Genomic DNA, 26,045 nt, shown 5'->3' on the forward strand with positions numbered 1-26,045 from the left:
CGAGGCTCACCTTTGTTTTTACCTGCCGACCTTGGTTACAATTCTGAGGAATAGGTCACTTCTCACCTCCGGCTTCCGACCTCTCACTTCGACCTGCCCATTTTTTTACAAACGGGCGTTGAAGTTATGGCTACCCCAAATATTTTTGTAATCCAAAACGACAACAACCATGATGTACACTTTGCGTGTTGAAGTACGGTGGCTATTGCTGCTGCTTGGCTTCTTTGTAATGCAACCTTCTTTTTCGCAGGTAAACCTGTCCGCAAAACTACCGGTTGATTCCAAAGTAAAGATCGGCAAGCTGGATAACGGCCTCACGTACTACATTCGCCAGAATAAAAAGCCTGAACAGAAAGTGGAGCTCCGCCTGGTACTGAATGCCGGTTCCATCCTGGAAGATGATGACCAGCAGGGGCTGGCGCATATGGCGGAACATATGGCCTTTAACGGAACATCCCACTTCAAAAAAAATGACATCGTATCTTTTTTACAGGATATTGGCGTTGGCTTTGGCAATGACCTGAACGCTTACACCAGTTTTGATGAAACAGTTTACATGCTGCCCATCCCAACCGATAAACCGGGCAACCTGGAAAAGGGTTTTCAGGTACTGGAAGACTGGGCCCATAACGTAACCTATCTTGATGATGATATCAATGGCGAAAGAGCCATCATCCTGGAGGAAAGCCGGATGGGCAAAGGCGCCAATGAGCGCATCTTCAGGAAAATTTACCCGAAGCTGTTTGAAGGATCGAAATATGCAAAGCGGCTGCCGATTGGTGTTGACAGCATCATTAAAAATTTCCCCCTGGATAATATCCGTCGTTTTTATAAGGACTGGTACCGGCCAAACCTGATGGCTGTGGTGGTGGTAGGCGATATTGAGGTAGCCAAAGCAGAAGCCCTGGTCAAAAAGCATTTTGCCGGGTTAACCAATCCAGCTTCGCCCCGTACAAGGGAATATGCCCATGTGCCTCCTTATACCGCTTCACAGGCCATGGTGGTAACCGACAAGGAAGCTACGAATAACAGGGTGGCAATAAATTATCCTGCCTATAAAAAAGCAGCCGCTGTAACTGTGGGCGATTACCGCGACGACCTGGTTCAACAGATGTTTGTGTCTATGTTGAATGAACGTTTGCAGGAGTTGACCCAGCAAGCAAATCCGCCGTTCATCTATGGCGGTGCTGATTTTGATTCCTATGCCCGCGGATATGAGTCGTTCAATGCCCTGGCAGCAGCCGGTACCGGTGATCCGCAAAAAGCGCTGGCGGCGCTCACAGAAGAAATTGAGCGGGTAAAGCGGTACGGTTTTACGGCGCCTGAATTAGAGCGTGCCAAGAAATCGGTAATGGCTCAATATGAGAGAACCTATAACAATCGGGCAAAAACAGAATCGGCCGATTATGTAGAAGAATACATGAATCATTTTCTGCTGCAGGAACCAATACCGGGTATTGAAAAAGAGTATGAGTATGTGAAAGCGCTGTTACCGGCCATTACGCTGGCGGAAGTGAATGCAGTATCGAAACTCATTAAAGACCAGAAGAACCTGTTTGTGTACATGAGCGGTCCGGAGCCAAAGGAAACTGAAAAATTACCTACTGAGCAGGAACTGCTGGCGATCATTGATGCAAAGGCCCGCGCCGATATTAAACCATACCAGGAAAAAGCCATTGCCGCCACTTTGTTGCGCACAGAACCGAAAGCAGGCAAAGTGCTTGTAGTTAAAAAAAATGTACAACTGGGTACAACAGAATATACACTAAGCAATGGCATTACGGTGACCCTGAAGCCGACTGATTTTAAAAGCGATCAGATCATTATGGGCGCTACCCGCCCGGGTGGCAAGAACAGTTATGGGCTCGCAGATAAATACAGCGCTGAATATATGGTTCCTGCTACGGTGGCTATGGGGGTAGGACAATTTTCACCTACAGATCTCAGTAAGGTGCTGGCCGGTAAAACAGTTAGTGTAGATCCGGTGTTCACTTCCATTTCAGATGGCTACCGCGGCAGTAGCAGCGTTAAGGATCTGGCCACTTTGTTTCAGCTAACCTATCTGCATTGTACAGCGCCACGCGGCGATACTGCTTTGTTCAGGGCTTTTGTGCAAAAGAATAAATTGCAGTTCGCCAGGATCGATGCCAATCCAAGGGCTTCCTTTGTAGACACTTTATACAAAACCCTGTTCAATAACCATCCACTGGCGCCAGTGGCCGTGCCCAACAGTGCGAACTTCGACAAGATCGATTATGAACGGGTGCTGGCAATTCGCCAGGAACATTTGGGCGATTGCAGCAATATGCATTTTGTATTTGCAGGCAGCTTTAAAGAAGCAGACATTAAACCGCTCATAGAAAAGTATATAGCCAGCTTGCCTGTGTCCGGTAAAAAATTCAGCTTCACTGATAATAAAGTACGACCCGTAGAAGGCAAACGAACTTTCACTATTAATAAGGGTAAAGAAGATCAAAGCCTGATACTGGCATTTTATACGGGTGAAACGCCGTACAATGAAGATACGGAGCTGAAAGCGCATGCATTGAGTGAGGTGCTGAACATAAGGATCATTGAAGAATTGCGGGAAAAGATCCAGGGCATTTATGGCGGTGGTACGTATGCCGAGCTGGAGAAATATCCTTACAACAGTTACAGTTTTGTAGTACAACTGCCATGCGGCCCGCAAAAAGTTGATACGCTGGTAAAAGCCATTAAACATGAGTTTTCATCCATTATAGCTGCAGGGCCCGATACCAGCTATTTGAACAAAGTAAAAAAGCAATGGCTTGAGCAACATAAGTTGAACCTGAAAGAGAACGGCGTTTGGGTAGAAAAGCTGTTGCAGTACAAATTGCAGGGTGGCGATCCCGACCGGTTCATTCATTATGAGAAGTATGTGAATGCATTGACACCGAAAGATATACAGGAAGTTGCCAAACTGGTGCTGGGTGGCAATGAATTCCTGGCTATTCAAATGCCTGAAAATGCGAATGGAGGAACGGCTGCAGAACCTAAGAAAGGATTTTAGGCGTTAAATTTCTAATACACAATAGTAAAGCCCTTCCGGTGTTTCGGGAGGGCTTTACTATGATGGCTATGTGTATTTTATTGAAATGCAGTGCAATTGAACCAGGCCGTGATATTGCTGAAAAAGGTAAAAGATGAATCTGCGCAAACACGGTCTGGACAAGCACTTCGTGACTATTTTGCTCATTCGTTTTATTGATAAAAAAGCCCAAAAAAATTTTTTTATTATAGTTTTACCACTAACTTGCAGGAACAAACGGATATAGCGAACTCCTCCCTAGTTGTGTTTTTGCTTTCATTATTTGCTTGGTTGTACAACAAGCTTGGCCCTTCATGATTACTATTAGAGACAGCATTAATTGTTATGATTGACATGCAGGTTTATAACCCTGTGTGTAGAAAAAAAAATACATAAATCATTTGTAAGATATCCCGGAGGTGAGAGGTGTCTTAGTACCGGCTTTAATTAGTAGCGGGTAAAGCTTTGTTCATACAAGCATCGTTAAGTTGCTCTGGAAAATTACCCGTTTAACGATTTCGCTGGTTTAGGGGTTGCTAGATCACGACAGTCGGCCGCATGGCTGGCTGTCTTTTTTTTTACCCCTTACCAGAGATTGACAATGCCAGTCGGTTACGTCGCCGGACAAACGAAGTTGGCGCATTATGCAATACATAATTACAAATCGTGAAACGGCAGACGGGAATCGGCAATCGTGAGTCGTCAATCGGCAATCCTCATCGTTAATCGGCAGACGGGAAACGGCAATCGTCAATCGGCAGACGGCAACCGTGAGTCGTCAATCGGCACCAGAAGCGCTTACGGCGGCGAAAGATTAGTTATGAGTCTCGATAGTAGCGAGCCACTCACCATTGGCCATTCACCATTGACCATTCACCAATTGAAAAGAATATCTTAAATCAACCGCGCACTATCACTTTTATGTTGTCATTAACGATTAACCGGCTGTAACACAGCTTATATGCTTAAAGTTTGTTAATTGAACGGTTGTCCACATTTTAATTTAAACAGGGCATGTATTTTGGCGTCTCAATGATAACCAAATCGATTACATATGAAACGGGTTCTACAGATTTTTCCACCGATGTGGGGACCTGCCGGTTACGCTTCCGTGGATTATTATTACCTGCCCGATATTGAATGTTACTATTATGTGCCCAGGCGTCAGTTCGTGTACTTAAGCGGTCCCAACTGGGTGTTCTCTTATAATTTACCTGCCCGCTGCCGCAATTATGATCTGTACAGCGGATATAAAGTGGTTTGCAGCGGTCCAAGGCCTTACATGCACTTCAGCGATCACCGGGTAACATATGCCCGTTACAGAAACTACAGGGGCCATCAGCAGTGCTGGCGCGATTACCGCGGCCGCGACGATTATTATGATGGCCCACGCGGTCATGGACATGGCCACTACAAACATCATGGACGTGGTCACGACCGCGATCATGGTCATGGTCATGGTCGCGGACATGGACGTGGTCATCATGATCATGACTGAGGATAGTAGCAAAGTGTATAGTGAAGTGATGCTTTGTTTATATAGCAAGTGAAGTAAGAAGTACGAAGTCGTCAATAAAGAACATGCTTTGTAATAAATAGAAGCTGGCAGCGAATAGCCGGTAGCCAATGGGAAGAACGCTGAGTTGTTGTTTTTCCTACTTGCCACTAGCTGTTTACTACCAGCTTTTTCGAATTATGTCGAAACCTGTTTCTTATTTGAAAGCTAAACCTGAATCGGATCTTCGTACTTCATACTTGTTACTTCCTGCTTCGCATCAATAAGAGCAGGAGCACGACTTAAGACTAAGCAACAGTGATATCCTTATCCAGGTACACGTCCTGTGTAGCATGTAATAGCTCAACACCTTCCTTGAACGGCCGTTGAAATGCTTTGCGGCCAAGGATCAATCCCATACCACCGGCGCGTTTATTGATCACAGCTGTATATACTGAATCGGCCAGGTCACTGGCGCCCTTGCTTTCGCCGCCGCTGTTGATCAGGCCCACACGGCCGCTGTAACAATTCAATACCTGGTAGCGGCAAAGATCGATCGGGTGATCGCTCGTAAGCTTATCATACACCAGGTTAGAAGTTTTGCCGTGTTTGGTAGCCAGGTAACCGCCGTTATTGGTAGGCAGTTTCTGCTTAATGATATCGGCCTGCAATGTAACACCAAGGTGATTGGCCTGTCCGGTAAAGTCTGCAGCGGTATGGTAATCCACATTATCTACTTTGAAACCACTGTTACGGGTATAACACCACAAAATGGTAGCCATGCCCAGCTCGTGTGCAATTTCAAAAGCCTCTGCCACTTCTTTTAACTGGCGGGCGCTTTCTGCAGAGCCCCAGTAAATGGTAGCACCCACTGCTACGGCTCCCATATTCCAGGCGCTTTTAATAGTACCAAACATGGTTTGATCGTACTTGTTGGGCAGGCTTAGGAATTCGTTGTGGTTGATCTTCACTACGAACGGAATACGATGCGCATATTTCCGGCTCATAATGCCCAATACGCCATACGTGCTGGCTACGGCGTTACAACCACCTTCAATGGCGAGTTTGATAATGTTTTCGGGATCGAAATAGATCGGGTTGGGGGAGAAGGCAGAACCTCCACTGTGTTCAATGCCCTGGTCAACCGGGAAGATGCTGCAAAAGCCGGTATTGGCCAGGCGGCCATTGCCTAACAAAGACTGCAGACTGCGCAGTACCTGGTTGCTGCGGTTACTGTTCAACCAGATGTCTTCAATGTGGGTGGGGGAGGGAAGTGTGATCGTTGATTTGTCAATGGTCGTGCTTTTGTGTTCGAGCAGATAAGAGGCTTTGTCACCAAGCAGATCGATGATTTTTTTTGACGGCATACTTATTTAAAATTTAACGTGAATTGTCAATGGAATTGCCGTATGCAAACCATAAGCCACGCATCAATTATGCACAAGCTAGTGGTGAATGGTGAATGGTCAATGGTGAATAGCTCGCGCTTTTTTCCATCTTCTGATTTCCGACCTCCAGCTTCCGGCTACCGGCTTCCAACTTCCAACTTCCGGGCTGCGCAAAGATATGCCGTACAAGGGTGCGACGCAACGAAAGTCCCGACGGTACCGCCGGGACTGAGATCATAATCTTTTAAACCAGTAAAGGAATATGAAACTAAATTCTAAACTTTAAGCATTTCTGTTGATGCAATTCAAATCATTAAACGCAATTTCTAAACGTTTAATAAAGTTTTCTTCGCCTTTGCGCAACCAGGTCCGCGGATCGTAGTATTTTTTGTTTGGTTTGTCTGGTCCTTCGGGGTTGCCCAGCTGATCCTGCAGGTATCCTTCGCTTTTTTTGTAATAGTTGAGAATACCTTCCCAGAATGCCCATTGCAGATCGGTATCGATATTCATTTTGATAGCGCCATAGCTGATGGCTTCCCTGATCTGATGTTGGGGTGAACCGCTGCCGCCGTGGAATACGAAGTACACGGGTTTCTCGCCGGTCTTGAATTCTTTTTTGATATATTCCTGGCTGTTCTTCAGGATCTCGGGACGCAGTTCTACGTTACCCGGACTATAAACACCATGCACGTTGCCAAATGCAGCAGCTACGGTGAACAGGCGGCCAACTTTGCCTAACTGCTCATACGCATACGCTACGTGCTGCGGCTGTGTATATAATTTTTCATTTTCAACACCGCTGTTATCAACGCCATCTTCTTCACCACCGGTAACACCCAGCTCAATCTCAATACCCATGCCCAGGGGCTGCATGCGTTTATAATATTCAACAGATGTATGAATGTTCTCCTCGATCGGCTCTTCGCTCAGGTCGAGCATGTGAGAGCTGAACAAAGGTTGTTTTTTCTCTTTGAAGAAGAGTTCACCGGCATCGATGAGACCACTGATCCAGGGTAACCATTTTTTAGCGGCATGGTCGGTGTGCAGCACAACCGGTACGCCATAATATTTAGCTACATTATGAATATGCAATGCACCGGAAATGGCGCCGGAAATATTGCCTTGTAACTGGTCGTTAGGCATGCCTTTACCGGCAATGAACTGTGCACCGCCATTGGAGAATTGAATGATTACAGGTGAGTTTACTTTTGCGGCTGTCTCAAGGGTCGCATTGATCGTATTAGTGCCAATTGTATTTACGGCAGGTAAAGCAAACTGGTTTTCCTTTGCATCTTTATACAGGGCTTCCAGTTCTTCACCAAAGAGCACTCCTGGTTTGTATTTTTTCATCATTTTCAGTGTTAAAGCGTCTTGTTAGTTAATTGAGTATCAAAAGCGTTGGAAATTCTTTAAGAAATTATCTCTTTTTTTAATAAGGCGCGAAGATAGTCAATTTAGCAAAGAAAGAGGTGTATTTGTTACATGCTAAACCGGCCGGTCTTGCATAACCAATTGATTCTCCGGTTACCTTGTTAAAGGCAAAAAGGATAGTTATTGATTGTAATGTATGATATGAAGCTAACCTTTTTAAGCGTTCACGGGTACTGTTTTCAGGATATCGCTGGCCACGGCGCCAGGCAACACCCTGAATACCGGGATATTGATAGCATAGCGGTTACAAAGCTCCAGGATCCGGCGGTCGATCTGTTCCTGAGAATAGCGTGCTGAAAAGTGACCCAGGATGAGCTGTTCAATCCGTGAACGGCTTACCATTTCCATCACTTCTTCGAGATAACTGTGTTTGTTACCATGAGCGTAGATCAGGTTGTCGTCCTCGTGCATGAAGGTAGCTTCGTGGATCAGTATTTTTGAATCTTCCCAACGGGTGACATCTTCTACCGGAGTATCGCCTGAATAACTCAATAAAACAGTTTGAACCTCGGTATGGGTGTTTGCCCGGCCCTGTTCTTCAATGATCTGTCTTATTCGTTCGCCCGGAAGCTGCGTAAGCTCGGGCTTTAATTTCAATTTCGATTGAATCACCTTATAGCTGAGACTTTTTACCCCTGCTTTCGTAGCCACATGTCCGTTGTGAACCGCTTTAATGATAATGTCTTCTTTAATGCGCAAGTTGCTATCGGGTGTAATAGCATTCCATACGACACTGGAAACAGGCGGGTCGAATTTTGTGGTGAAGTCTTTCAGTGCCGGGAAAGAACCGCAATCTCTGGGATAATATATAACGGGAAAACCAGGACGGGCATTCAGCTGGTTGAATTGCAACAGTCCGGTGAGATGGTCGCGGTCGGCATGCGATATAAAAACATGTTCTATTTTTCTGCTTTTCTGTAAGAGGCTGGCGGCAACGCCGTCGCCGGCATCGAACAGGAGTTTGAGCTCTTCAATAAAGTACCAGGTAGAAAAAAGCGCGGTTGAATAACCGGTAATGGTGAAATGCATGTTGGTTGGGTATTTAGATCAATCTTCAAACTTGCCGAGGTTCTTCTGGATCAGTTTCAAATTCTTTTGCAGGGTTTGTTTCAACTGGCGTTTTACCAGCTGGCCCATGGAGTTGCATTTGTAAAACTGCTGGTTATGAAAATAATCACCCAGCTCGGTGCGCAGCTGGTGCAATTTAGCCGGCACAGAGATCTGGTCTTTGGCCATGATGTTTAGTAGTTCCATCAGGCGGAAACGGGACGAAGCCACCCGGAATGCCATCATGGTCCGTTCTTCCGTCTGGTACTGGTGAATACTTTCTTTATTGAGCAGTTTCGAGCACAGGTCAACCAGGGCATAGTTCTCTTTGAAGAACTGTGGCATGTACAAATTTTTGCGTCCTTCATAGGATTGCTGGTCGAAGTCGATGGCGCGGATGCGGTATTGATAGTCTTCAATATCCGGTGTAATATCCACCACAAAATTGTAAGAACGCATATCACCCAGTAACCGCACAAAGCAGCGTTCATTGAACTTGACGAATTCCTTCGCCAGCCTGATCTTGTTGGTGTGCGGATCGTTGAGATGATTGGCTATGAATACATCGCCGGGAATGCCGGGAATATGCTCTTCCACCAGTGTGTTCTGGTTGGTAAGGTAGGTAATACGGTTGGGTGAAAGGATATGCTCCAGCTCGAGGCCGTAGATGCGTGAAGCATCGGCGATCTTGATATAGTAATGGTCGTAATTGTCGTTATACTTGTTTACAATGCGGATACGGAAGGGGTTGGAATTACCGAAGCTGCAATAATCTATGCGGGCCACATCGAGGTGACTGGTGAATGTTAGATCGCCCTCTGTTTTCAGGATGGCATACATCTGCACCAGTCCGCTGCGGATAAACTCCCAGTCGCGCATATCGTACACGACCGTTTCCCAATACGTATCGTTCCCTTTTTTATCTTTCAACGGAACCGAATAAGTGATGTGCAGCAGGTCATTGTACAATACTGGCAGCTTCACTTCACGGCCATGGTTTTTTAAATAGCCGCGTAACCGGTCATGTACCGGGAACATGGGTTTTTTACGGGATGGTTTATTCGGTTCGTTTGTCTCTATAATGTCAATCATATTCGTCAATGGTGAATAGTCAATGGTCAATGGTCAATGGTGAATAGTCAATAGTCAATGGTCAATGGTCAATGGTGAATAGTCAATGGTCAATGGTAAAAAAGCTACCAGTTGCCAGGTCCAGGTTACCAGGGGCGTATTGCAAATAGCCCTCTGCATTTTGTATTTCCGGTAACCGGAAACCGGTAACTGGTAACTAGTATTCAACTTCAACCCAAAGTTAATCGATGCTTTTCAATAAGCTGTTAAAATAGGCAGGTGCATGCAACAACCGGCTGCCATACCAGCTGAACATTTCGCCATCGACCAGCATGATCCTGGTATTGGGTAACTGCGCCTGCAGTTCATCAAGATGTTTCTGTTTAAAGGGGTATGGTTCCGATGAGAGTAATAAGAGGTCGCAGTGGGCCAGTTGCCAGGTGTCAACGGCAGGGTAACGGGTGGTATTACCAAATATATTGGTAAAGCCGCAACGCGTAAGCATATCGTGAATGAAAGTATCCTTGCCAATGGTCATATAGGGATTGCGCCAGATGAGATAGCCTGTTCTGGGTTTATGGTTTGTAACCTGGAGGTTCGAAAATGCGCACCTGATCTGGCTCACCAGGTGGTTGGCGTTAGCGGTTGTTCCCGTGATGGCGCCAATTTGCTCGATCATCTCGAGCGCATCGTCGAGGTTGTTTACATCTGTAGTAAATACCGGGAATTGTTTGGCCAGTTGTTCAACCTGCGCTTTTACGTTCTCTTCTTTATTGGCAATGATGAGATCCGGTTGTAACTGTTGAATGGCGCTGGTATTGATGTTCTTGGTGCCGCCGATCCTGGTCTTTTGCCGGAACCAGCTTTGGGGGTGAATGCAAAATTTGGTTATACCGGTTACCTGTTCATCGAGCTGTAAAGTGTACAGCAATTCTGTTATGGAAGGAACCAGTGATACAATGCTGCGGGGCGTAGCCGGCAGCTCAAGCACATGGCCCAGCTGATCGATGTAAACTGGCATAAAATAATGTGCTAATTAGCTAATGTGCTAATTAGCTAATGTAATGTGATAATGGAACCAAAGCTGCAAAAGTACTGAACATAGGCTTTGGTTTTTGTAATGGTGCTGGAAATGTTTTACCTGAAGGAGAAATGATGAAGTTGGAGGGTGTTTTGCGTAGCGTTAAGCGTTTGAGGACCGCTGCTGCCTCCTGCTAAAAGCATTGTCGGTTTTAGCAGGAGGGGTTATTGGAGTTAAGCAGACGGTTTTTAACACACAGGAATTGGAACTACCTCGGTCTTTATGGGACGTTGGATTTTAATTTACTGGTTGATCACAGGATATACTGGTGGTTTTCACAGAATACTCGGTTGTCACGGACATTGGATCCTGGATAATGGATTTTATAGAATGATATCGGATTGTAAAAAGTGAAGTTGACTGGTACCGGATCTACGTTTTTTATTGGATATTGAACACGAACAGTTTTTCTGGAACATTGGATTTAGATTGATTAGTAATCAATCAACTTCTAAGACAAAGTTACATCTAAACGAAATGTTAACAAGCGCAGAAACTCTCGATTTAAATCGTTCGGTATTTACTGCAAAAATAGTAGCTGTCCACCCCCGTTATACGTATTATTGCTGATGGGGTAAAGTAGTATTACTAAGCAGTGAAACGGGAGCCTGGTTTTTTATTGATCGGGATCAAACATCTTGTAAAAAGTATATATCTGAAACGCTGTTCCAGTAAGGGTTTCACGGGATCTTCACAGCTTAATCCGGAATTTCTTTGCATTAAACGAGGAAGGAATGCCATTGATCGAATAAAGTCACAACACCGCAAAAACATCATCATCTTTGTACTGTCAAAACATTGTTGACGTACCCTGAAAGATCACGTACCCGAGAACACGAACACAACCTTACTCCTGAACGTAGAAGAACCCCTAATCCCTGATTTAGTTTTATAGTTTTTTGGTTTTTGATCCGTACCCCGTATCCAATATCGTGAAAACCAGAAATCTCTATCAGCAAACCAGTCCTTAGTTAAAACCGTCCAAAGTACCTGAACAAGATTTCACAAAGGCGTCCTGCTAATACCGGGGCGCTTTGTTTTTACGCCAAATACTCAACGCCTAGCGCAAATGCTTAAAATACAGAACGCAATGCCAAGCATTTTGCGTTCTGTATTTTAAGCTGTATTTCATTATCAAATTATCGAATTATCACATCATCACATTAATTCCCCAGTGCCTGAATGACATCATATTTGGTCACGATATGATAGTTCCCCAGCTCATCTTTGCTAAGCACGGCTCCATTGTCTTTATTGATCAACGTGCGCAGCTTTTCAATAGGTGTATTGAAATCAACCACGGGGAAGGCGGGTTCCATAACGGTTGCTATGGCAGCATTTTTAATATCAGGATCGGAAAATACTTTTTGGAACAAACCACTTTCACTGATGGCGCCAACGGGACCGCTGCCATTAATGACCGGAATATGCTCTATGTCGTATTTGCGCATCAGTTCCACTGCATCAGCTACGGTGTGTTCGGGTGCAATGGTGATGAGCTTCTGTTTGGCGGCGCGGCTGTTAATGATGTCTTTGCAGGTCTTTACATCCATAAAACCACGTTCCATCATCCACTGGTCATTATATATTTTAGCTACATAGCGGCTGCCATGGTCGTGGAAGATACAAACCACCAGGTCGTCTTTTGTCAAAGGGAATTGGGCAGCAACCTGTAAAAGTCCCTGTACACAACTGCCTGCACTGTAGCCACAGAAAATGCCTTCGTCTTTGGCCAGGCGGCGGGCCATGATAGCCCCATCGCGGTCGGTCACCTGCTCAAAATGATCGATGACGCTCATGTCGTAATTCTCCGGCACAAAATCTTCACCAAAGCCTTCCGAGATATAGGGATGCACTTCATTCATATCCACTTCGCCCGTGCGAAAGTATTTTGTAAGCAAAGAACCATACACATCGATCGCCCATATTTTGATATTGGGATTCTTTTCTTTCAGGAACATAGCCACGCCTGTTACTGTGCCGCCCGTGCCGGCTGTACAAACCAGGTGAGTGATCTTTCCATCGGTTTGCTTCCAGATTTCCGGGCCGGTAGTTTCATAATGGGCCAGCCGGTTAGCCAGGTTGTCATATTGATTACAGTGAAATGAATTGGGGATCTCTTTAGCCAGGCGGCGGGCTACTGAATAATAACTTCGGGGATCATCTGGTTCAACATTGGTTGGACAAACAATTACTTCTGCGCCTACTGCCTTGAGGATATCTACTTTTTCTTTGGATTGTTTATCGGTTGTCGTGAAAATGCATTTATATCCCTTTACACAGGCTGCCAGTGCCAGTCCCATGCCGGTATTACCGCTGGTGCATTCAATGATGGTTCCACCCGGTTTTAATTTTCCCTCCTGTTCGGCTACTTCGATCATCTTAATGGCCATGCGGTCCTTGATGGAGTTGCCCGGATTAAAATAATCTACTTTGGCAACCACGGTGGCAGGCAGCTGCCGGGTGATCTTGTTGAGCCTGATAAGTGGCGTATTTCCAATCGTTTCAAGAATATTATTTTTAATATCCATGTCATGTAGTTTATGGTTTCAAAGGTAAGGTTTTCCTTTCTGCCGCGGGGAGCGTGTTAATTTGGCAGGATTGTTTATTTAACATTCAGGTCGGGAAAGAGCGTTGATTCCAATGTAAATTTGTACCGGGGGAACTTAATGATGAAAGTGTATTTTATAAGCGGAATGGCTGCAGACAAGCGGGTATTTAAATACATACAATTACCAGCCAATTTTGAAGCCGTTTACCTGGATTGGATCACACCTGAAAAAGAAGAAACCCTGCCATCATACGCCCTGCGCCTGGCATCTGGCATCAATACCAATGAACCTTTTGCTCTGGTAGGTTTATCATTTGGCGGCATGCTCGCTATAGAGATCGCCAAACAATATCATCCATCAGCAACCATACTTATTTCCAGTGTACCGGTATCGAACCAGTTACCAGGCTATTTTCGCATGGCCGGTAAAATAGGATTACACAAACTGGTGCCGGTATCGTTATTGAAATCAGCAGCTGCTGCAAAACGATTCTTTACCCGCGAAAAGAATGAGGTTAAAAAGTTATTAAGGCAGATCATCCACGAAAGCGATGATGATCTGATCCGCTGGAGCATGCATGCCATTTTGAACTGGCAAAATGAAACCGTTCCACAACCGGTATGGCATATTCATGGAACGAGAGATGAAATTCTGCCGGTAAAATTTACACAGCCCACACATGTGATTCAGAAAGAAGGTCACATGATGATCATGACGGCGCCGCATCTTGTCAATGAATTTCTCCAAAAAGCACTTATTGAGGGAAGCAGGTCTTAACTGGTGCTTTCCATGTCCGATTGGTTTGCTTTTTGCTACATCCACTCTCGCCTGAGTGGGAGGGAACAAAGGCCTACCGTGATGGGTGACAGGCATGTAGTAAAATACCATTTTTTTTCTTAATGAAAAAGCCGGCAAGATTAATTCTGGTGATGGCCGCTTCAACCTTTATATGTTATAATTTTGATCAGACCTAATAAAATAGGTTACGTTTTTCGGAAAAAAATGTTGTTGGTAAAAACAAGTTTTTTCTTTGTTTTGATGCCTTACATTTGCGACCCCTTTACCGGAAGCCGGAGATTGGAAGTCAGCAGCCGGCGAAGGGGATAGCAGGTTAATCGAAATTAAAAAACTGCAAATTCTAATAGATGGAAGTAAAGTACATTCAGAAGATCGCTGAAAAATTATCATTCAGCATTAAGCAGATCACCAATATTCACCAGTTGCAAAGTGAAGGTGCTACCATTCCGTTCATGGCCCGTTACCGGAAGGAAGCGACCGGCAACATGGATGAAGTGGGTATCACCCAGGTGGTTGAACAGATCGCTTATTTTTCTGAACTGGATAAGCGCAAAGAAACAGTTGTTAAAACGATAGAAGGCCTCGGAAAATTAACACCCGAGCTGAAAGAACGCATAGAGAACTGTTTCGACGCTACGGAGCTGGAGGATATTTATCTGCCGTACAAACCCAAACGCAAAACAAGAGCTACGCAGGCCATTGAAAAAGGACTGGAGCCTTTGGCGAAACTGGTATTTGAACAGGGCAATGAAAATCCTGATGAAGAAGCTGCCAAATTCCTGAATGAGCAGGTTAAAGATATTAAAGAGGCCATGCAGGGCGCCCGCGATATCATTGCAGAATGGGTGAGTGAAAATGAGCAGGCGCGTAATAAGGTGCGTCAGCAGTTCACCGAAACAGCCAGGCTGACGTCGAAAGTACTAAGCAGCAAAAAAGAAGAAGAGGAAGCACAGAAATACCGTGATTACTTTGAGTTCAATGAGAACCTGGCTGACAGTCCTTCTCACCGCATACTGGCTATACGCCGTGCCGAGAAAGAAGGTTACCTGGTTATGGATATCAATATCGACAAACAAACCGCTATTGATGAGTTGAACAGGACCTTTGTGAAAAACAACAACCCGTTTGCCAATGAGGTTAAGAAAGCGATCGATGATTCATTCGATCGTTTATTGAAACCATCTATCGAAAACGAGTTCCGCCTGGCCAGCAAGAACAAAGCCGACGAAGAAGCTATCCAGGTGTTTACCGAGAACCTGCGTCAGCTGTTGCTGGCTTCACCTTTGGGCTCGAAGAGAGTACTGGCGCTTGACCCCGGTTTCCGTACCGGTTGTAAAGTCGTATGTCTCGATGCGCAAGGTAATCTTTTGCACAATACAGCTATCTATCCACACCCGCCACAGAACGAATGGCAGAAGAGTGTAGCTGAAATAAAATTCCTGGTCGACAAATACGATATCGAGGCCATTGGTGTTGGAAATGGAACAGCAGGCCGCGAGACTGAACAACTCGTACGAAGCATCGATTATGGCAAACCGGTAAGCGTATTCCAGGTGAATGAAAGCGGCGCTTCTATTTATTCTGCTTCAGAAGTTGCCCGTGAAGAATTCCCTGATCATGATGTAACGGTTCGTGGCGCCGTAAGTATTGGCCGCCGTTTACTCGATCCGCTGAGTGAACTGGTAAAGATCGATCCCAAATCGATCGGTGTTGGCCAGTACCAGCACGATGTTAACCAAACCCGCCTGAAGGAAGCATTGGACAGGGTAGTAGAAAGTGCGGTGAACTTTGTAGGCGTTGATGTGAACACAGCTTCCAAACACCTGCTGGTGTATGTTTCCGGTTTAAGCAATACGCTGGCTAAAAATATTGTTGAATACCGCGCCAAGAACGGTCCATTCAAAACCCGTGAAGAATTGAAGAAAGTGCCTATGATGGGACCCAAATCGTTCGAACAGTGCGCAGGGTTCTTACGTATTCCCGGGGCTGAAAATCCGCTGGATAATTCTTCCGTGCATCCGGAGAGCTATCATGTAGTTGAAGCCATGGCGAAGGATCTGCAGGCGTCGCTTGAAGACCTGATCAAAAAAGCCGATCTGCGTAAAAAGATCAATAAAAGACAATACATCAACGAAAGCATTGGTGAATACACCATCGATGATATTTTGAAAGAGCTGGAAAAACCTGGTCGCGACCCGCGCGCCCCGATCGAGGAATTCCGCTTCGATGACACCATCAAAGCCATCGAGGATGTAAAACCCGGCATGACAGTGCCCGGCATCATTACCAATATCACCAACTTTGGTGTGTTTGTCGACATTGGTGTTAAACAGGATGGTCTCGTGCATATTTCCCAGCTGAGCAATACCTATGTTTCTGATCCCAACGAAGTGGTGAAGCTGCAACAGAAGGTGATGGTTACCGTTACTGAAGTGGATGTGCCCCGTAAAAGGATCTCCCTTACCATGAAGGATCAGGCGAAAGGTGGCGGCGGTGAAAGACGCAGTGGCGGCAGTGGCGATCGTAAGCCGGCAGCTGGCGGAAAGGGCCAGCCGAAGAAACAGGAGCCGCTGAATCCGTTCCAGGCGAAGCTGGCTGAGTTGAAGAAGAAGTTTAATGATTAGTTGACCAGTTAACCAGTTAACCAGTTGACCAGTTAACTAGTTGAAGAGCGAAATATAAAAAGGCCTCTGCTGATAGCGGAGGCTTTTTGCTTTATGTCGTTAATCGGCAATCGGGCGCCTGCAATAAAATTCGGGCGGCGCAGAATCCTATATTGATCCGGATAATCGCGAGCCACTCAGCATTCACCACTCACCACTCACGACCTCTTACTTTCCATTTTAGATTTACGGAAATTCAGGTAACGATCCAGCAACACCAACCCCAGCACTACATTGATCATCATGAATAGGGTGGTGTAGGTACTATTAATAAAGCGGCCGGGGTCTACATGGCTGAGCTTACCAAAGTTGATCGCAGAAGAGCTGACGGAACTGCCGGCCGACCAGTTCACCTGGGTTAAACAGGCCACCAGCAATACAATGATGCTGCAGATAAAAAAACCGGCAATGCCCCAGATGATCCGTTTATTGATGTATGATCTGGCAGCAGGGGCTATATGATGTTTGCTGATAGATTCCATGATGTTCTGGGTGAACCGCATGGAGGGTTCGTCCAGCTCGAGGTGACTCAGCATGTCCTGTAATTGCAGCAGTTCCTCGTATTTGGTTTTCCATTCCTGGTTGGTAGTTATCAATTGTTCAATAAACAAGCGGTCCTCAGCACTGCCTGCGCCGTCGATATACTCCCACAAACGTTCCTCTATATGTTGTTGCTTGTTCATAGTTGTGTTTTTACGCGTTAATTTTTAACCGGCTAATCCCTCAGCTCTTCAACGACTTCTGCAAAATGTTTTTCCATTTTCTCTTTCAACCGTTGCCGTGCGCGGTGCAGTTTTACCTTGGCGGTATTGGGATCGATACCCAGGATACGGCCGATCTCTTCCAGGCTTTGTTCAGCCTGGTAAAACAGGGTAATGATCCGGGCGTCATCAACACTCAATAACCGCATGGCTTCCTGTATGGCCTGCGCTTTGGATTTCTGTTCTACCTGGTTGGCGCGGAAAGCCGAATTCTGATTGTCTGCCACCTCAAACACCCGTTCGTTATCGAGTGAATGCACCGGTATTCTTTTTTTGCGTAAAAAAGTGATACAGGTGGTGGTGACAATAGTATACAACCAGGTGCTGAATTTTGAATCGCCGCGGAAATCGGCGAGGCTCCGGTAAGCTTTGACAAACACGTCCTGGGCTATTTCCTCGGCATCTTCCCGGGCAGGGGTATAGCGCAAGGTTATGGTAAAAACGAAATTCTGGTATCGCTTTACCAATTCAGCATACATAGCCTGGTCGCCTTTCAGTACCCTGCTAATGATCTCAGTATCACCCGGTCCGGTTTGCATTATTAACGGTATGACGATGTAAGACAAATAAAGGTTACAGGCTTTGGCGCATTAGCTGTGCCGGAATCGGGCAGGTTTGATTATCAGTCGTTTATTTAGAAGGCTTATTACAGAACTGTTCGGTTTTGATACTTTTCTGTTCATTTATGAAATAAATTGACCGGTTAGCCTGTAACCTGCCGGCAACAGCTGTAGTCATAGATGTATAGAACTTAAAAAATATACATTATGGATAAAGGAATATTAGCGATCATCTGGTTGATCATCTCTTCTTTGGGATTGTTGATCATGATCTTTGGCATCAGGTATTTGATCAGCCGTGAAAACCTGGCCATGCTTGAAAAAGGACTGAACCCCCGGGACAAGATCAACCGGCCGGCGCCATATACCAATCTGAAATGGGGTTTGCTGCTGTTTGGCGCAGGTTTGGGACTGGCCCTGTCTTATTTTATTACGCAGTACATGCTGCACGATTATGAGAACCCGGCATTGTGGTTTGCCTTTATTGCCATGGGCGGTGGTACGGGCTTGATAGCTTCTTACCGGATCGAGAAGAAAGAGTTATACCCCCCTAACCCCGCGGCCCCCTGAACCGAAGTCAGAGGTCGGAAGTCACCATTGACCATTCACCATTGACCATTGACCATTCAGCATTTCACCTCATAACCCAACAATCAACAAAATGAAAAAGCCCCGAATGTAATCCGGGGCTTTCTTGTTATAAAAATCTTATTACTTTTCGATCTGTAACCTGTAACTCCCCTTTAAGGGTGGGTTTTTATTTTTTCATTTCCGCCAACGCCCTGGTCAGCGCTGCATCATCGGTGTTACTAACCTCGTAATAACCTTCCATGCGCCAGATCTGACGGGCCAGCCAGGTCTTGATGCGTTTCTCGATCTCCAGTTTATCGCGTTCGGGTACGTTCTGTACGTTCACGGCGTTTTTGCCGGCATAGTTTACCAGGCTGTTCCAGGCAGTGCGGGTATCGGTAAAACGACGCGCAAAATCAGCCGGGTTCTTGAACTGGTCGAAATACGACTTGTTCTGCTGGTAGTAGATGTAAATGAATTTGCTGAACAACTGGTTGTCGAACAGCACATACACGTTGCTCGAGAAAGTAGCCGTATCGAAAGGAATAAATACGTCGGGTGTAATGCCACCGCCACCATATACGATCCTGCCGCTTTTGGTCTTGTAGGCCGGACCATTATGTTTGGCAACGGTATCGCCATTCACCAGCTCGCCGTTCTCGAAACGTTCAGCCAGTTCATCATTATAAGCAGCACGGCCCCGGTTATACGGCTTTTGAATATTCCGGCCAATAGGAGTATAATACCGGGCCACAGTTAAGCGCAGCGCCGATCCATCACTGAGGTCATATTGTTCCTGTACGAGGCCCTTGCCAAAGGTGCGGCGCCCAATAATGGTAGCACGGTCCCAGTCCTGCAGGGCGCCGGCCACTACTTCACTCGCGCTGGCAGAGCTTTCATCAACCAGCAGTACCAGCTTGCCGGTTTCAAACAGCCCCGGGCGTTTACAATGGTATTCTATTTTTTCCTGCTTGTTACCTTGTGTGTATACGATCAGGCGGTCATTGCCCAGGAACTCATCAACTATGTCGGTAGCTTCAGTGAGTATACCACCACCATTGCCGCGCAGGTCGAAAATAAGTTTGGTCATGCCTTTCGCCTGCAGGGTTTCCATGGCCTTCATGAATTCCTCATAGGTGGTGCCCGAGAACTTGTTCAGGTGTATGTACCCGGTGGAGGTATCGATCATATAAGCCGCATCCACTGAGTACAGAGGAATGGTTCCGCGGGTAATGGACGTTTTTATTTGTTTGCCAGCGCGTAAAACGGTCACTTCAACCTTGCTGCCGCCTACGCCCCGCAGAAAGTTCTTTATTTTATCGGCGTTGATAGACTTGCCTGTTACCACCGAGTCGCCTACTTTCAGGAACTTATCACCCACCTGCAAGCCGGCTTTGTCGCTGGGCCCGTCAGCCAGCACATTGGTTACATGAACAGTATCGTCGATGATGAAGAACTCAACTCCGATGCCTTCAAAATTTCCTTGCAGGTCTTCGTTTATTTCTTCAACGTTAGAAGCAGGAATAAAAACCGAGTGCGGATCGAGGTGAGCGAGCATAGCCTGTACGGCGTCTTCGGTCAGGCTGTCGGTATTAACCTTGTCGACATATTTCAAATTGACCAGGTCAACCACTTCCTGTAGCACAGAACGTTTACCACTGTTGAAAATACCGCGGGAGCTGGGGACGTTCTGCCTTAAAGCCGAACCGATGAACATGCCCAGGATCAATACAAGAGAAAATAACAGTGGCATCCATACTTGAAGTCTTTTCATCTGCTTTATATAGTTATGTTTTAATAAGGCCGGTGAAATTAAGCTGAACGCTTAACGCTGAAGGCTTAACGCCGTCCTCCGAAATACCTTCTTCCCGAATAATTTCGAAAAGTCCGAAATTAAGCTGAACGCTTAACGCTTTTCTCCGAATACGTTCAAACCGAATAATTTCGAGAGCCTGAAGTTCGGTTTCGGCGTTCAGCATTGTGCGTTCCGCGTTTAGCGCCTGCCCGCCGGCCCGAAGCTACGCAAAGGCGCAGCAGGCAGGTTGAGCATTTTGCGTACTGTAAGTGAATTTGCCGGAGCAGCAAAGAAACAGCATCGCAAGGGATAGAAATCTATAAATTTTCGGCGAAGTTCATAATTAATTTGCAAGAAACAGCTTTTTGTTTTGAATGGTTACAGACCGCATGGTTCCGGTACTTTTAACCAATAGCCGATGGGGGAAGGCAGCGTAGAGACGGGCTGCTTGCGTTTTTGTGCAAGGTATATGCCTGGCTTTCAGCATGGTTGTTTCAGGTATGCGCCTTACCTTCGCAGGATGGCTATGTGTATAAATGAGCCTGTAACAAGAGTTTGGAAATTATACGACTAAACGGTTATAAATATGGCAATACTGCTGGCAGATAGTGGGGCCACCAAATGTGAATGGTTTCTGGCAGAATCTAAGGAGAACACTAAAACAGTTTTTACTCAGGGCATCAGTCCGTATTTCTTTAATACAGAAAAAACGGTAGCGTTACTGCAGCAGGAATTACTGCCTCAGTTACCGGCATCGGCAGTAATAGAAGAAATACATTATTATGGAACCGGCATGCGGAATCCGGTTAACGTAGATATGGTGCGGCAATCACTAACAACTGTTTTTGAAAAGGCCTCGATAGAAGTGAGTGATGATATGCTGGCAGCGGCGAGGGCCCTCAATGGGCGCGAGGCAGGCATGGCCTGTAATTTGGGTACCGGCTCTTTTGCCGTTTATTACGATGGTAACCAAATAACCAGGCAGGCTCCGGGCATCGGGTATATCCTGGGCGATGAAGGAAGCGGCGCCTACCTCGGCAAAAAAGTACTTCAATATTATTTGTACAATACGTTTGATGAAGAGCTGCGTTACAAATTCGAAAAAAGATATAATACATCAGCCGTAGAAATTTTAGAGAACGTATACCGGAAGCCCCTGGCAAACAGATACATGGCCACTTTTTGCCTGTTTTTGTCGGAAAACAGGGGGCACTATATGATTGAAAATATCATTGAGGACGGTTTGAATGATTTCTATTTTACACACTTATGTAAATTCCCTGAAAGCTGGAACAGCCCCATCCATTTTGTAGGCGGCGTGGCTTTTGCGTTCCATGATATAATTCAGGAGTTGTCTCATTCCTATGAATTTGAGCAGGGGAAAATTCTAAAAGGCGCTATGGAAGGCCTGATCCAATACCATGTTTAACAAATAACAAACCTTGTGCAGAACCCGAATAAAACATTGAACAACAGAACTATGGCAGCAGAATTTACCAGGGTAACAGAGCAGCCGAGCAATTACCGGCATCTTGAGCAAATGAGTATTCCTGAGTTGCTTACCAACATGAACAATGAGGATAAGAAGGTGCCTATTGCAGTTGAGAAAGCCATCCCGCAAATAGAGAAACTCGTGGCTGCTATTTCCGATAAAATGCTGGCCGGTGGCCGCCTCTTCTATATTGGCGCCGGTACCAGCGGCCGCCTGGGCATCCTGGATGCCAGCGAAATTCCCCCCACGTATGGCCTTCCCCAGGGCCTGGTGATCGGTATCATTGCCGGTGGCGATGTGGCTATCCAACGCCCGGTAGAGCAGGCTGAAGACAGCTGGGAGCAGGGCTGGCTCGACCTTATGAAACATGCTATTGACGAAAAGGATGTCGTAATAGGCATTGCCGCCAGCGGCACAACGCCTTATGTGATCGGCGCCCTTACCGAAGCCCGCCAAAAAGGCATTACCACCGGTTGTATAACCTGTAACGCGGGCTCGCCGCTGGCCGATGCAGCTGAACTGCCTGTTGAAGTAGTGGTAGGTCCCGAGTTCGTTACCGGCAGCACCCGCATGAAAAGCGGCACCGCACAAAAGCTGGTATTGAATATGATCTCTACCGCGGTCATGATCCAGATCGGCCGGGTAGAAGATAATAAAATGGTAAACATGCAACTTACCAATAGCAAGCTGGTTGACAGGGGCACCAAGATGGTAATGGAAAAAACCGGTATCAACAGCTACGATAAAGCCCGCGAACTGTTGCTGAAATATGGCAGCGTGAAGAAGGCGGTTGATTCGTTTAATGCTTAAGGCTTAAGGCGGAAGGCTGAAGGCGGAGGTCGGAAGTCTGCAGTATGAAGTCGGAAGACTGAGGTCTGAAGTCTAAGGTCAGAAGCCGGAAGGCTAAAAACATCGCGAGCCATTCACCATTCACCATTCACCATTCACCATTCACCATTCACCATTCACCATTGCCCATTCACGTGGTTACTATAAACAGATGACAATAATTTAGCATTGGCAGGCTCCGTAAAAAGCTGTAACTTTTAAGTACATATCATTAAACTTTTACTTATGAGGTACAGCTTTACACTATCTGCTATGGCAACGTGTTTGCTATTGGCCAATACACAAGTTTCTGCCCAACAAAAATTAACGACAGCATACGCTATAACAAGTTCAGAAAAAGGAAATTTCAACTGGACGGATGTAAAGCAGATCGACTTTACAACCGGTACCGTTACCCGCTCTATTTTTGATTCCAAGCAGCCTAATTTCACGGTGTACAATGCACGAACCGGAAAAGAAATTAAAGCAGTTACTACACAGAATGGCGCTACACCTAATGTGACTGTTCCGGTAGCTTCGCTGTCGGCCGCCTGCGCGTATGACCAGCGGCACAACCGCCTCTATTATGCGCCGTTATTCACTAACCAGCTTCGCTACCTCGACCTGGGTGAACAGGTTCCCAAGCTATATTACTTCGAGAATGAAAATTTCACGCCGGCTGCTGATCTTAATAACGAAGCCAATCATATTACCCGTATGGTCATTGCTGCTGATGGCAATGGTTATGCGCTAAGCAACGATGCCAATCACCTGATAAGGTTCACTACGGGCCGCAAACCGGTGATCACCGATCTGGGTGCATTGCAGGACGATGCCAACAATGGCGAAAGATCGATACATGCAAAAACAACGGGCTGGGGTGGAGATATGATCGCCGATGCTGCCGATAACCTGTATGTAATATCTGCGTACCGCCAGGTGTTCAAGGTGAACATTCAAACCAGGCTGGCCAGCTGGGTGGCAGAGATCCAGGGTTTGCCGGCTACCTTCACTACTAACGGCGCCGTGGTAGATAATGATGGTGATTTGATCGTAAGCAGTGCCAATACAGCCGAAGCATATTACAAAGTAGATATGCATTCATGGCTGGCCACGCGTATAGATATCAAAGGCACTGTCTTCAATGCATCTGACCTGGCCAATGGCAATCTGGCCTTTGCCAATGATAAACCGGTTATATCGTTAATTAACAGGGCTATCATTCGCAATGATAAGATCTCAATGTATCCCAATCCCGTTGCTACCAGTTGGGTAAATGTTAATTTCAATGGTAAGGAATCCGGTCGGTATACAATTCAATTGGTTGATCTTACAGGAAAAATAATTTCAGAGAAGATAGCCATGGTCAATGGAACCCAGTCTGTGCCTGTGTTTCTTAAGGCAGGCCTGGCCAAAGGCGCTTACATGATCAAAGTGTTAAGTAATAGTAAAAAAGCGGTGTTTACCGACAAGTTGATGGTAGAATAAACAATAAAAAAATATTTGGAAACCGCATTGCGAAGGCTGTAAATTGCTACAGCCTTTTTTCTTTTAATGCCTTCGTGGCATGGTTTTTAAGCAAGATTGCCAAGTGACAATTGACATAAAAATATGCATGAGATAGAACCATTTTATAATTGGCGTCACATTTACACCAGTGAGCAGGATGAGCGGTCACCGTTTTTCGGAAGGGTGTATTCTGAGTTTACATTTTCACAAACTGTTTACAATTATTATATCCATCCGCAGTGGGACGATTTCGGTTCCCGCACCATGTACCTGAAAACATTAATGGCCGATTATGAAGAGAAGTATGCGATCATAGAACTGATCGGTGAATGGAACGATGCGATAGAAAATGATATCATGGAGCTGAAGCGGGAGGTAACCGACGTTTTTTTCTACGAGGGTATCAGCAAGTTCATTTTCATTGCCGAGAACGTACTCAATTTTCATAGCGGCGATAAAGACTATTACCAGGAATGGTTTGAAGAAGTGACCGACGAAGAAGGCTGGATCGTGATCCTCAACATGCCCGAACAAACGCAATACGACTTCAAAGGAGCCCGCCTGAATCGCTACGTTGAACTGATGGATCTCGATAACTGGCGCACTTATAAGCCCTTCCATTTGTTCAAAAAAATTGATGAACAAATGCGCAAAAGGCTTGAATAAATTTGAAAACCGGTTTTTTAATTCGCTGAAAAGCAGTCCCAGACTGTGTTTTACACTAAAACGGGTGGGTTGGGGACAGTAGAATTATCTGAAAAAAGTTTGCATGTAAGTATTTAGTTATTATTTTTGATGTAATGATTACAGCAAAGGCATACCGTTTCTTTTACTTTTATTTTTATTTCTACTTTACCAGTAGGCCGGGAATGCTTTTGTTGACAACAAAATAAGAATAAACAAAAAGTTCAACATAAGAAGTCCCGGCGAAAAAGCCGGGACTTTTTTTATTGCTTTTTAATCCCCCGTTCAACGGGTAAAGCATAAAAAAAAATCTATGATCGACCGAAAACAACAACAGGAGATCACGCCAGGCTCCAATGGCATGCAGGGTACAGGCATAAAGGTTTCTATCCAGGGATATGAAGGTAGTTTTCACCAGGTAGCAGCCCGCCAGTTCTTCGGCAAAAATGTAGAAGTGATCCCCTGCGCCACCTTTCGCGAACTAACCAGGATCGCCAGCAGCAAAAAGGAAAGTAATGGTGGCGTGATGGCCATCGAGAACTCCATCGCCGGCAGCATCTTACCCAACTACAACCTGTTGCAGAAGAGCACCCTGAAGATCATTGGAGAAATATACCTGCCTATAAAACAACAACTGTTAGTTAATCCCGGCGTACAACTGGAAGACATCCGCGAAGTGCATTCCCACCACATGGCCATTCAGCAGTGCCTTGAATACCTCGACAAATACAACTGGAAGCTGGTAGAGACTGAGGATACCGCCTTAAGCGCCAAACATATTCACCAGCATCGCAGTAAACACATCGCCGCCATCGCCAGCAAACTCGCCGCCGACCTGTTCAATCTCGAAGTGATCGCCCCCAACATACATACCATGAAAAACAATTATACCCGGTTCCTGGTGCTGCAACCAGAGGAAGTAGCGCAACCGGTAGCTGATGCCAATAAAGCATCGGTGAGCTTTATCACCGATCACTCGCGCGGCAGCCTGGCCCGGGTACTTACCCGCATTGCCGATGGCGGCATCAACCTGAGCAAGCTGCAAAGTTTTCCCATTCCCGGCAGCGACTGGAAATACAGTTTTCATGCAGATATGGAATTCACTACGCAGGATCAGTTTGAAGAGGTTATTAAAAATATGAAGCCGATCACGGAAGAGTTGAAAGTGTACGGCGTTTATAAGAATGGGAAGACTGTTGAATAGGTACCGGTTCCAAGGTACCGGTTACCGGGGAATACAGCCCTCGAATTGCGAGCAGCCTGCAGGAAAA

21 protein-coding genes are annotated in these 26,045 nt (G+C 45.8%); 10 read left to right on the forward strand and 11 right to left on the reverse strand.

Annotation, left to right across the window (positions count from 1 at the left end):
- Positions 1-169: 169 nt before the first annotated feature.
- Positions 170-3,031, forward strand: coding sequence for a M16 family metallopeptidase (locus JUB15_RS14970; RefSeq protein WP_207513299.1), 2,862 nt, complete (start codon positions 170-172; stop codon positions 3,029-3,031).
- Positions 3,032-4,103: 1,072 nt separating this feature from the next.
- A complete protein-coding gene (locus JUB15_RS14975; RefSeq protein WP_207513300.1) occupies positions 4,104-4,547 on the forward strand; it encodes a hypothetical protein in 444 nt (147 codons plus the stop codon).
- A 305-nt stretch (positions 4,548-4,852) separates the two neighbouring features.
- On the opposite strand, the gene JUB15_RS14980 is transcribed toward JUB15_RS14975, so the two are convergent.
- The 7 genes from JUB15_RS14980 to JUB15_RS15010 all read right to left on the reverse strand — a co-directional run bounded on the left by JUB15_RS14980 (position 4,853) and on the right by JUB15_RS15010 (position 13,093).
- Positions 4,853-5,911 carry a class I fructose-bisphosphate aldolase gene (locus tag JUB15_RS14980; protein WP_207513301.1) on the reverse strand — a complete coding sequence of 353 codons (1,059 nt, stop codon included), beginning with the start codon at positions 5,909-5,911 and terminating at the stop codon, positions 4,853-4,855.
- Between the two features lie 303 nt (positions 5,912-6,214).
- A complete protein-coding gene (gene fbaA, locus JUB15_RS14985) occupies positions 6,215-7,282 on the reverse strand; it encodes a class II fructose-bisphosphate aldolase (RefSeq protein WP_207513302.1) in 1,068 nt (355 codons plus the stop codon).
- Positions 7,283-7,519: 237 nt separating this feature from the next.
- Positions 7,520-8,392, reverse strand: a complete 873-nt coding sequence (locus JUB15_RS14990) for an MBL fold metallo-hydrolase (protein WP_207513303.1) — start codon at positions 8,390-8,392, stop codon at positions 7,520-7,522.
- An 18-nt stretch (positions 8,393-8,410) separates the two neighbouring features.
- Entirely contained in the window at positions 8,411-9,502 is a 1,092-nt protein-coding gene (locus JUB15_RS14995; protein WP_207513304.1) for a hypothetical protein, read from the reverse strand.
- Positions 9,503-9,556: 54 nt separating this feature from the next.
- Positions 9,557-9,709 (reverse strand): hypothetical protein, encoded by a 153-nt coding sequence (locus tag JUB15_RS15000; protein ID WP_207513305.1) that lies wholly within the window; start codon positions 9,707-9,709, stop codon positions 9,557-9,559.
- A 13-nt stretch (positions 9,710-9,722) separates the two neighbouring features.
- Positions 9,723-10,502 carry a helical backbone metal receptor gene (locus tag JUB15_RS15005; protein ID WP_207513306.1) on the reverse strand — a complete coding sequence of 260 codons (780 nt, stop codon included), beginning with the start codon at positions 10,500-10,502 and terminating at the stop codon, positions 9,723-9,725.
- A gap of 1,223 nt (positions 10,503-11,725) precedes the next feature.
- Positions 11,726-13,093: a pyridoxal-phosphate dependent enzyme gene (locus tag JUB15_RS15010; protein WP_207513307.1), complete on the reverse strand. Its 1,368-nt coding sequence runs from the start codon at positions 13,091-13,093 to the stop codon at positions 11,726-11,728.
- A gap of 138 nt (positions 13,094-13,231) precedes the next feature.
- Here JUB15_RS15010 and JUB15_RS15015 point away from each other — a divergent pair, with 138 nt between their 5' ends.
- Positions 13,232-13,891, forward strand: coding sequence for an alpha/beta fold hydrolase (locus JUB15_RS15015; RefSeq protein ID WP_207513308.1), 660 nt, complete (start codon positions 13,232-13,234; stop codon positions 13,889-13,891).
- Between the two features lie 368 nt (positions 13,892-14,259).
- Positions 14,260-16,536, forward strand: coding sequence for a Tex family protein (locus JUB15_RS15020; RefSeq protein ID WP_207513309.1), 2,277 nt, complete (start codon positions 14,260-14,262; stop codon positions 16,534-16,536).
- A gap of 197 nt (positions 16,537-16,733) precedes the next feature.
- Here the strand turns inward: JUB15_RS15020 and JUB15_RS15025 are convergent, their stop codons facing one another.
- Both JUB15_RS15025 and JUB15_RS15030 read right to left on the reverse strand, forming a co-directional pair.
- Positions 16,734-17,258, reverse strand: a complete 525-nt coding sequence (locus tag JUB15_RS15025; RefSeq protein ID WP_207513310.1) for an anti-sigma factor family protein — start codon at positions 17,256-17,258, stop codon at positions 16,734-16,736.
- A 32-nt stretch (positions 17,259-17,290) separates the two neighbouring features.
- The gene (locus JUB15_RS15030) at positions 17,291-17,875 is read right to left on the reverse strand and encodes an RNA polymerase sigma factor (RefSeq protein WP_207513311.1); all 585 of its coding nucleotides are present in this window, start codon (positions 17,873-17,875) and stop codon (positions 17,291-17,293) included.
- Positions 17,876-18,103: 228 nt separating this feature from the next.
- Between JUB15_RS15030 and JUB15_RS15035 the strand changes: the two genes are divergently transcribed.
- On the forward strand, positions 18,104-18,466 hold the full coding sequence (locus JUB15_RS15035; protein ID WP_207513312.1) for a DUF6249 domain-containing protein: 363 nt from the start codon (positions 18,104-18,106) through the stop codon (positions 18,464-18,466).
- Between the two features lie 187 nt (positions 18,467-18,653).
- On the opposite strand, the gene JUB15_RS15040 is transcribed toward JUB15_RS15035, so the two are convergent.
- Positions 18,654-20,240: a S41 family peptidase gene (locus JUB15_RS15040; protein WP_207513313.1), complete on the reverse strand. Its 1,587-nt coding sequence runs from the start codon at positions 20,238-20,240 to the stop codon at positions 18,654-18,656.
- A gap of 13 nt (positions 20,241-20,253) precedes the next feature.
- The gene (locus JUB15_RS15045) at positions 20,254-20,445 is read right to left on the reverse strand and encodes a hypothetical protein (protein ID WP_207513314.1); all 192 of its coding nucleotides are present in this window, start codon (positions 20,443-20,445) and stop codon (positions 20,254-20,256) included.
- Between the two features lie 402 nt (positions 20,446-20,847).
- On the opposite strand from JUB15_RS15045, the gene JUB15_RS15050 reads away from it, so the two are divergent.
- The 5 genes from JUB15_RS15050 to JUB15_RS15070 all read left to right on the forward strand — a co-directional run bounded on the left by JUB15_RS15050 (position 20,848) and on the right by JUB15_RS15070 (position 25,978).
- A complete protein-coding gene (locus JUB15_RS15050) occupies positions 20,848-21,690 on the forward strand; it encodes an N-acetylglucosamine kinase (protein ID WP_207513315.1) in 843 nt (280 codons plus the stop codon).
- 51 nt (positions 21,691-21,741) lie between these two features.
- Positions 21,742-22,563, forward strand: a complete 822-nt coding sequence (murQ, locus tag JUB15_RS15055) for an N-acetylmuramic acid 6-phosphate etherase (RefSeq protein WP_207513316.1) — start codon at positions 21,742-21,744, stop codon at positions 22,561-22,563.
- Positions 22,564-22,854: 291 nt separating this feature from the next.
- Complete coding sequence (locus JUB15_RS15060) at positions 22,855-24,069, forward strand: T9SS type A sorting domain-containing protein (protein ID WP_207513317.1); 1,215 nt, start codon at positions 22,855-22,857, stop codon at positions 24,067-24,069.
- 123 nt (positions 24,070-24,192) lie between these two features.
- Positions 24,193-24,756 carry a hypothetical protein gene (locus JUB15_RS15065; RefSeq protein ID WP_207513318.1) on the forward strand — a complete coding sequence of 188 codons (564 nt, stop codon included), beginning with the start codon at positions 24,193-24,195 and terminating at the stop codon, positions 24,754-24,756.
- A 331-nt stretch (positions 24,757-25,087) separates the two neighbouring features.
- Entirely contained in the window at positions 25,088-25,978 is an 891-nt protein-coding gene (locus tag JUB15_RS15070) for a prephenate dehydratase (RefSeq protein WP_207513319.1), read from the forward strand.
- Positions 25,979-26,045: the final 67 nt, after the last annotated feature.

It is taken from the genome of Longitalea luteola (assembly GCF_017356035.1).
Classification (GTDB): Bacteria; Bacteroidota; Bacteroidia; order Chitinophagales; family Chitinophagaceae; genus Niastella; species Niastella luteola.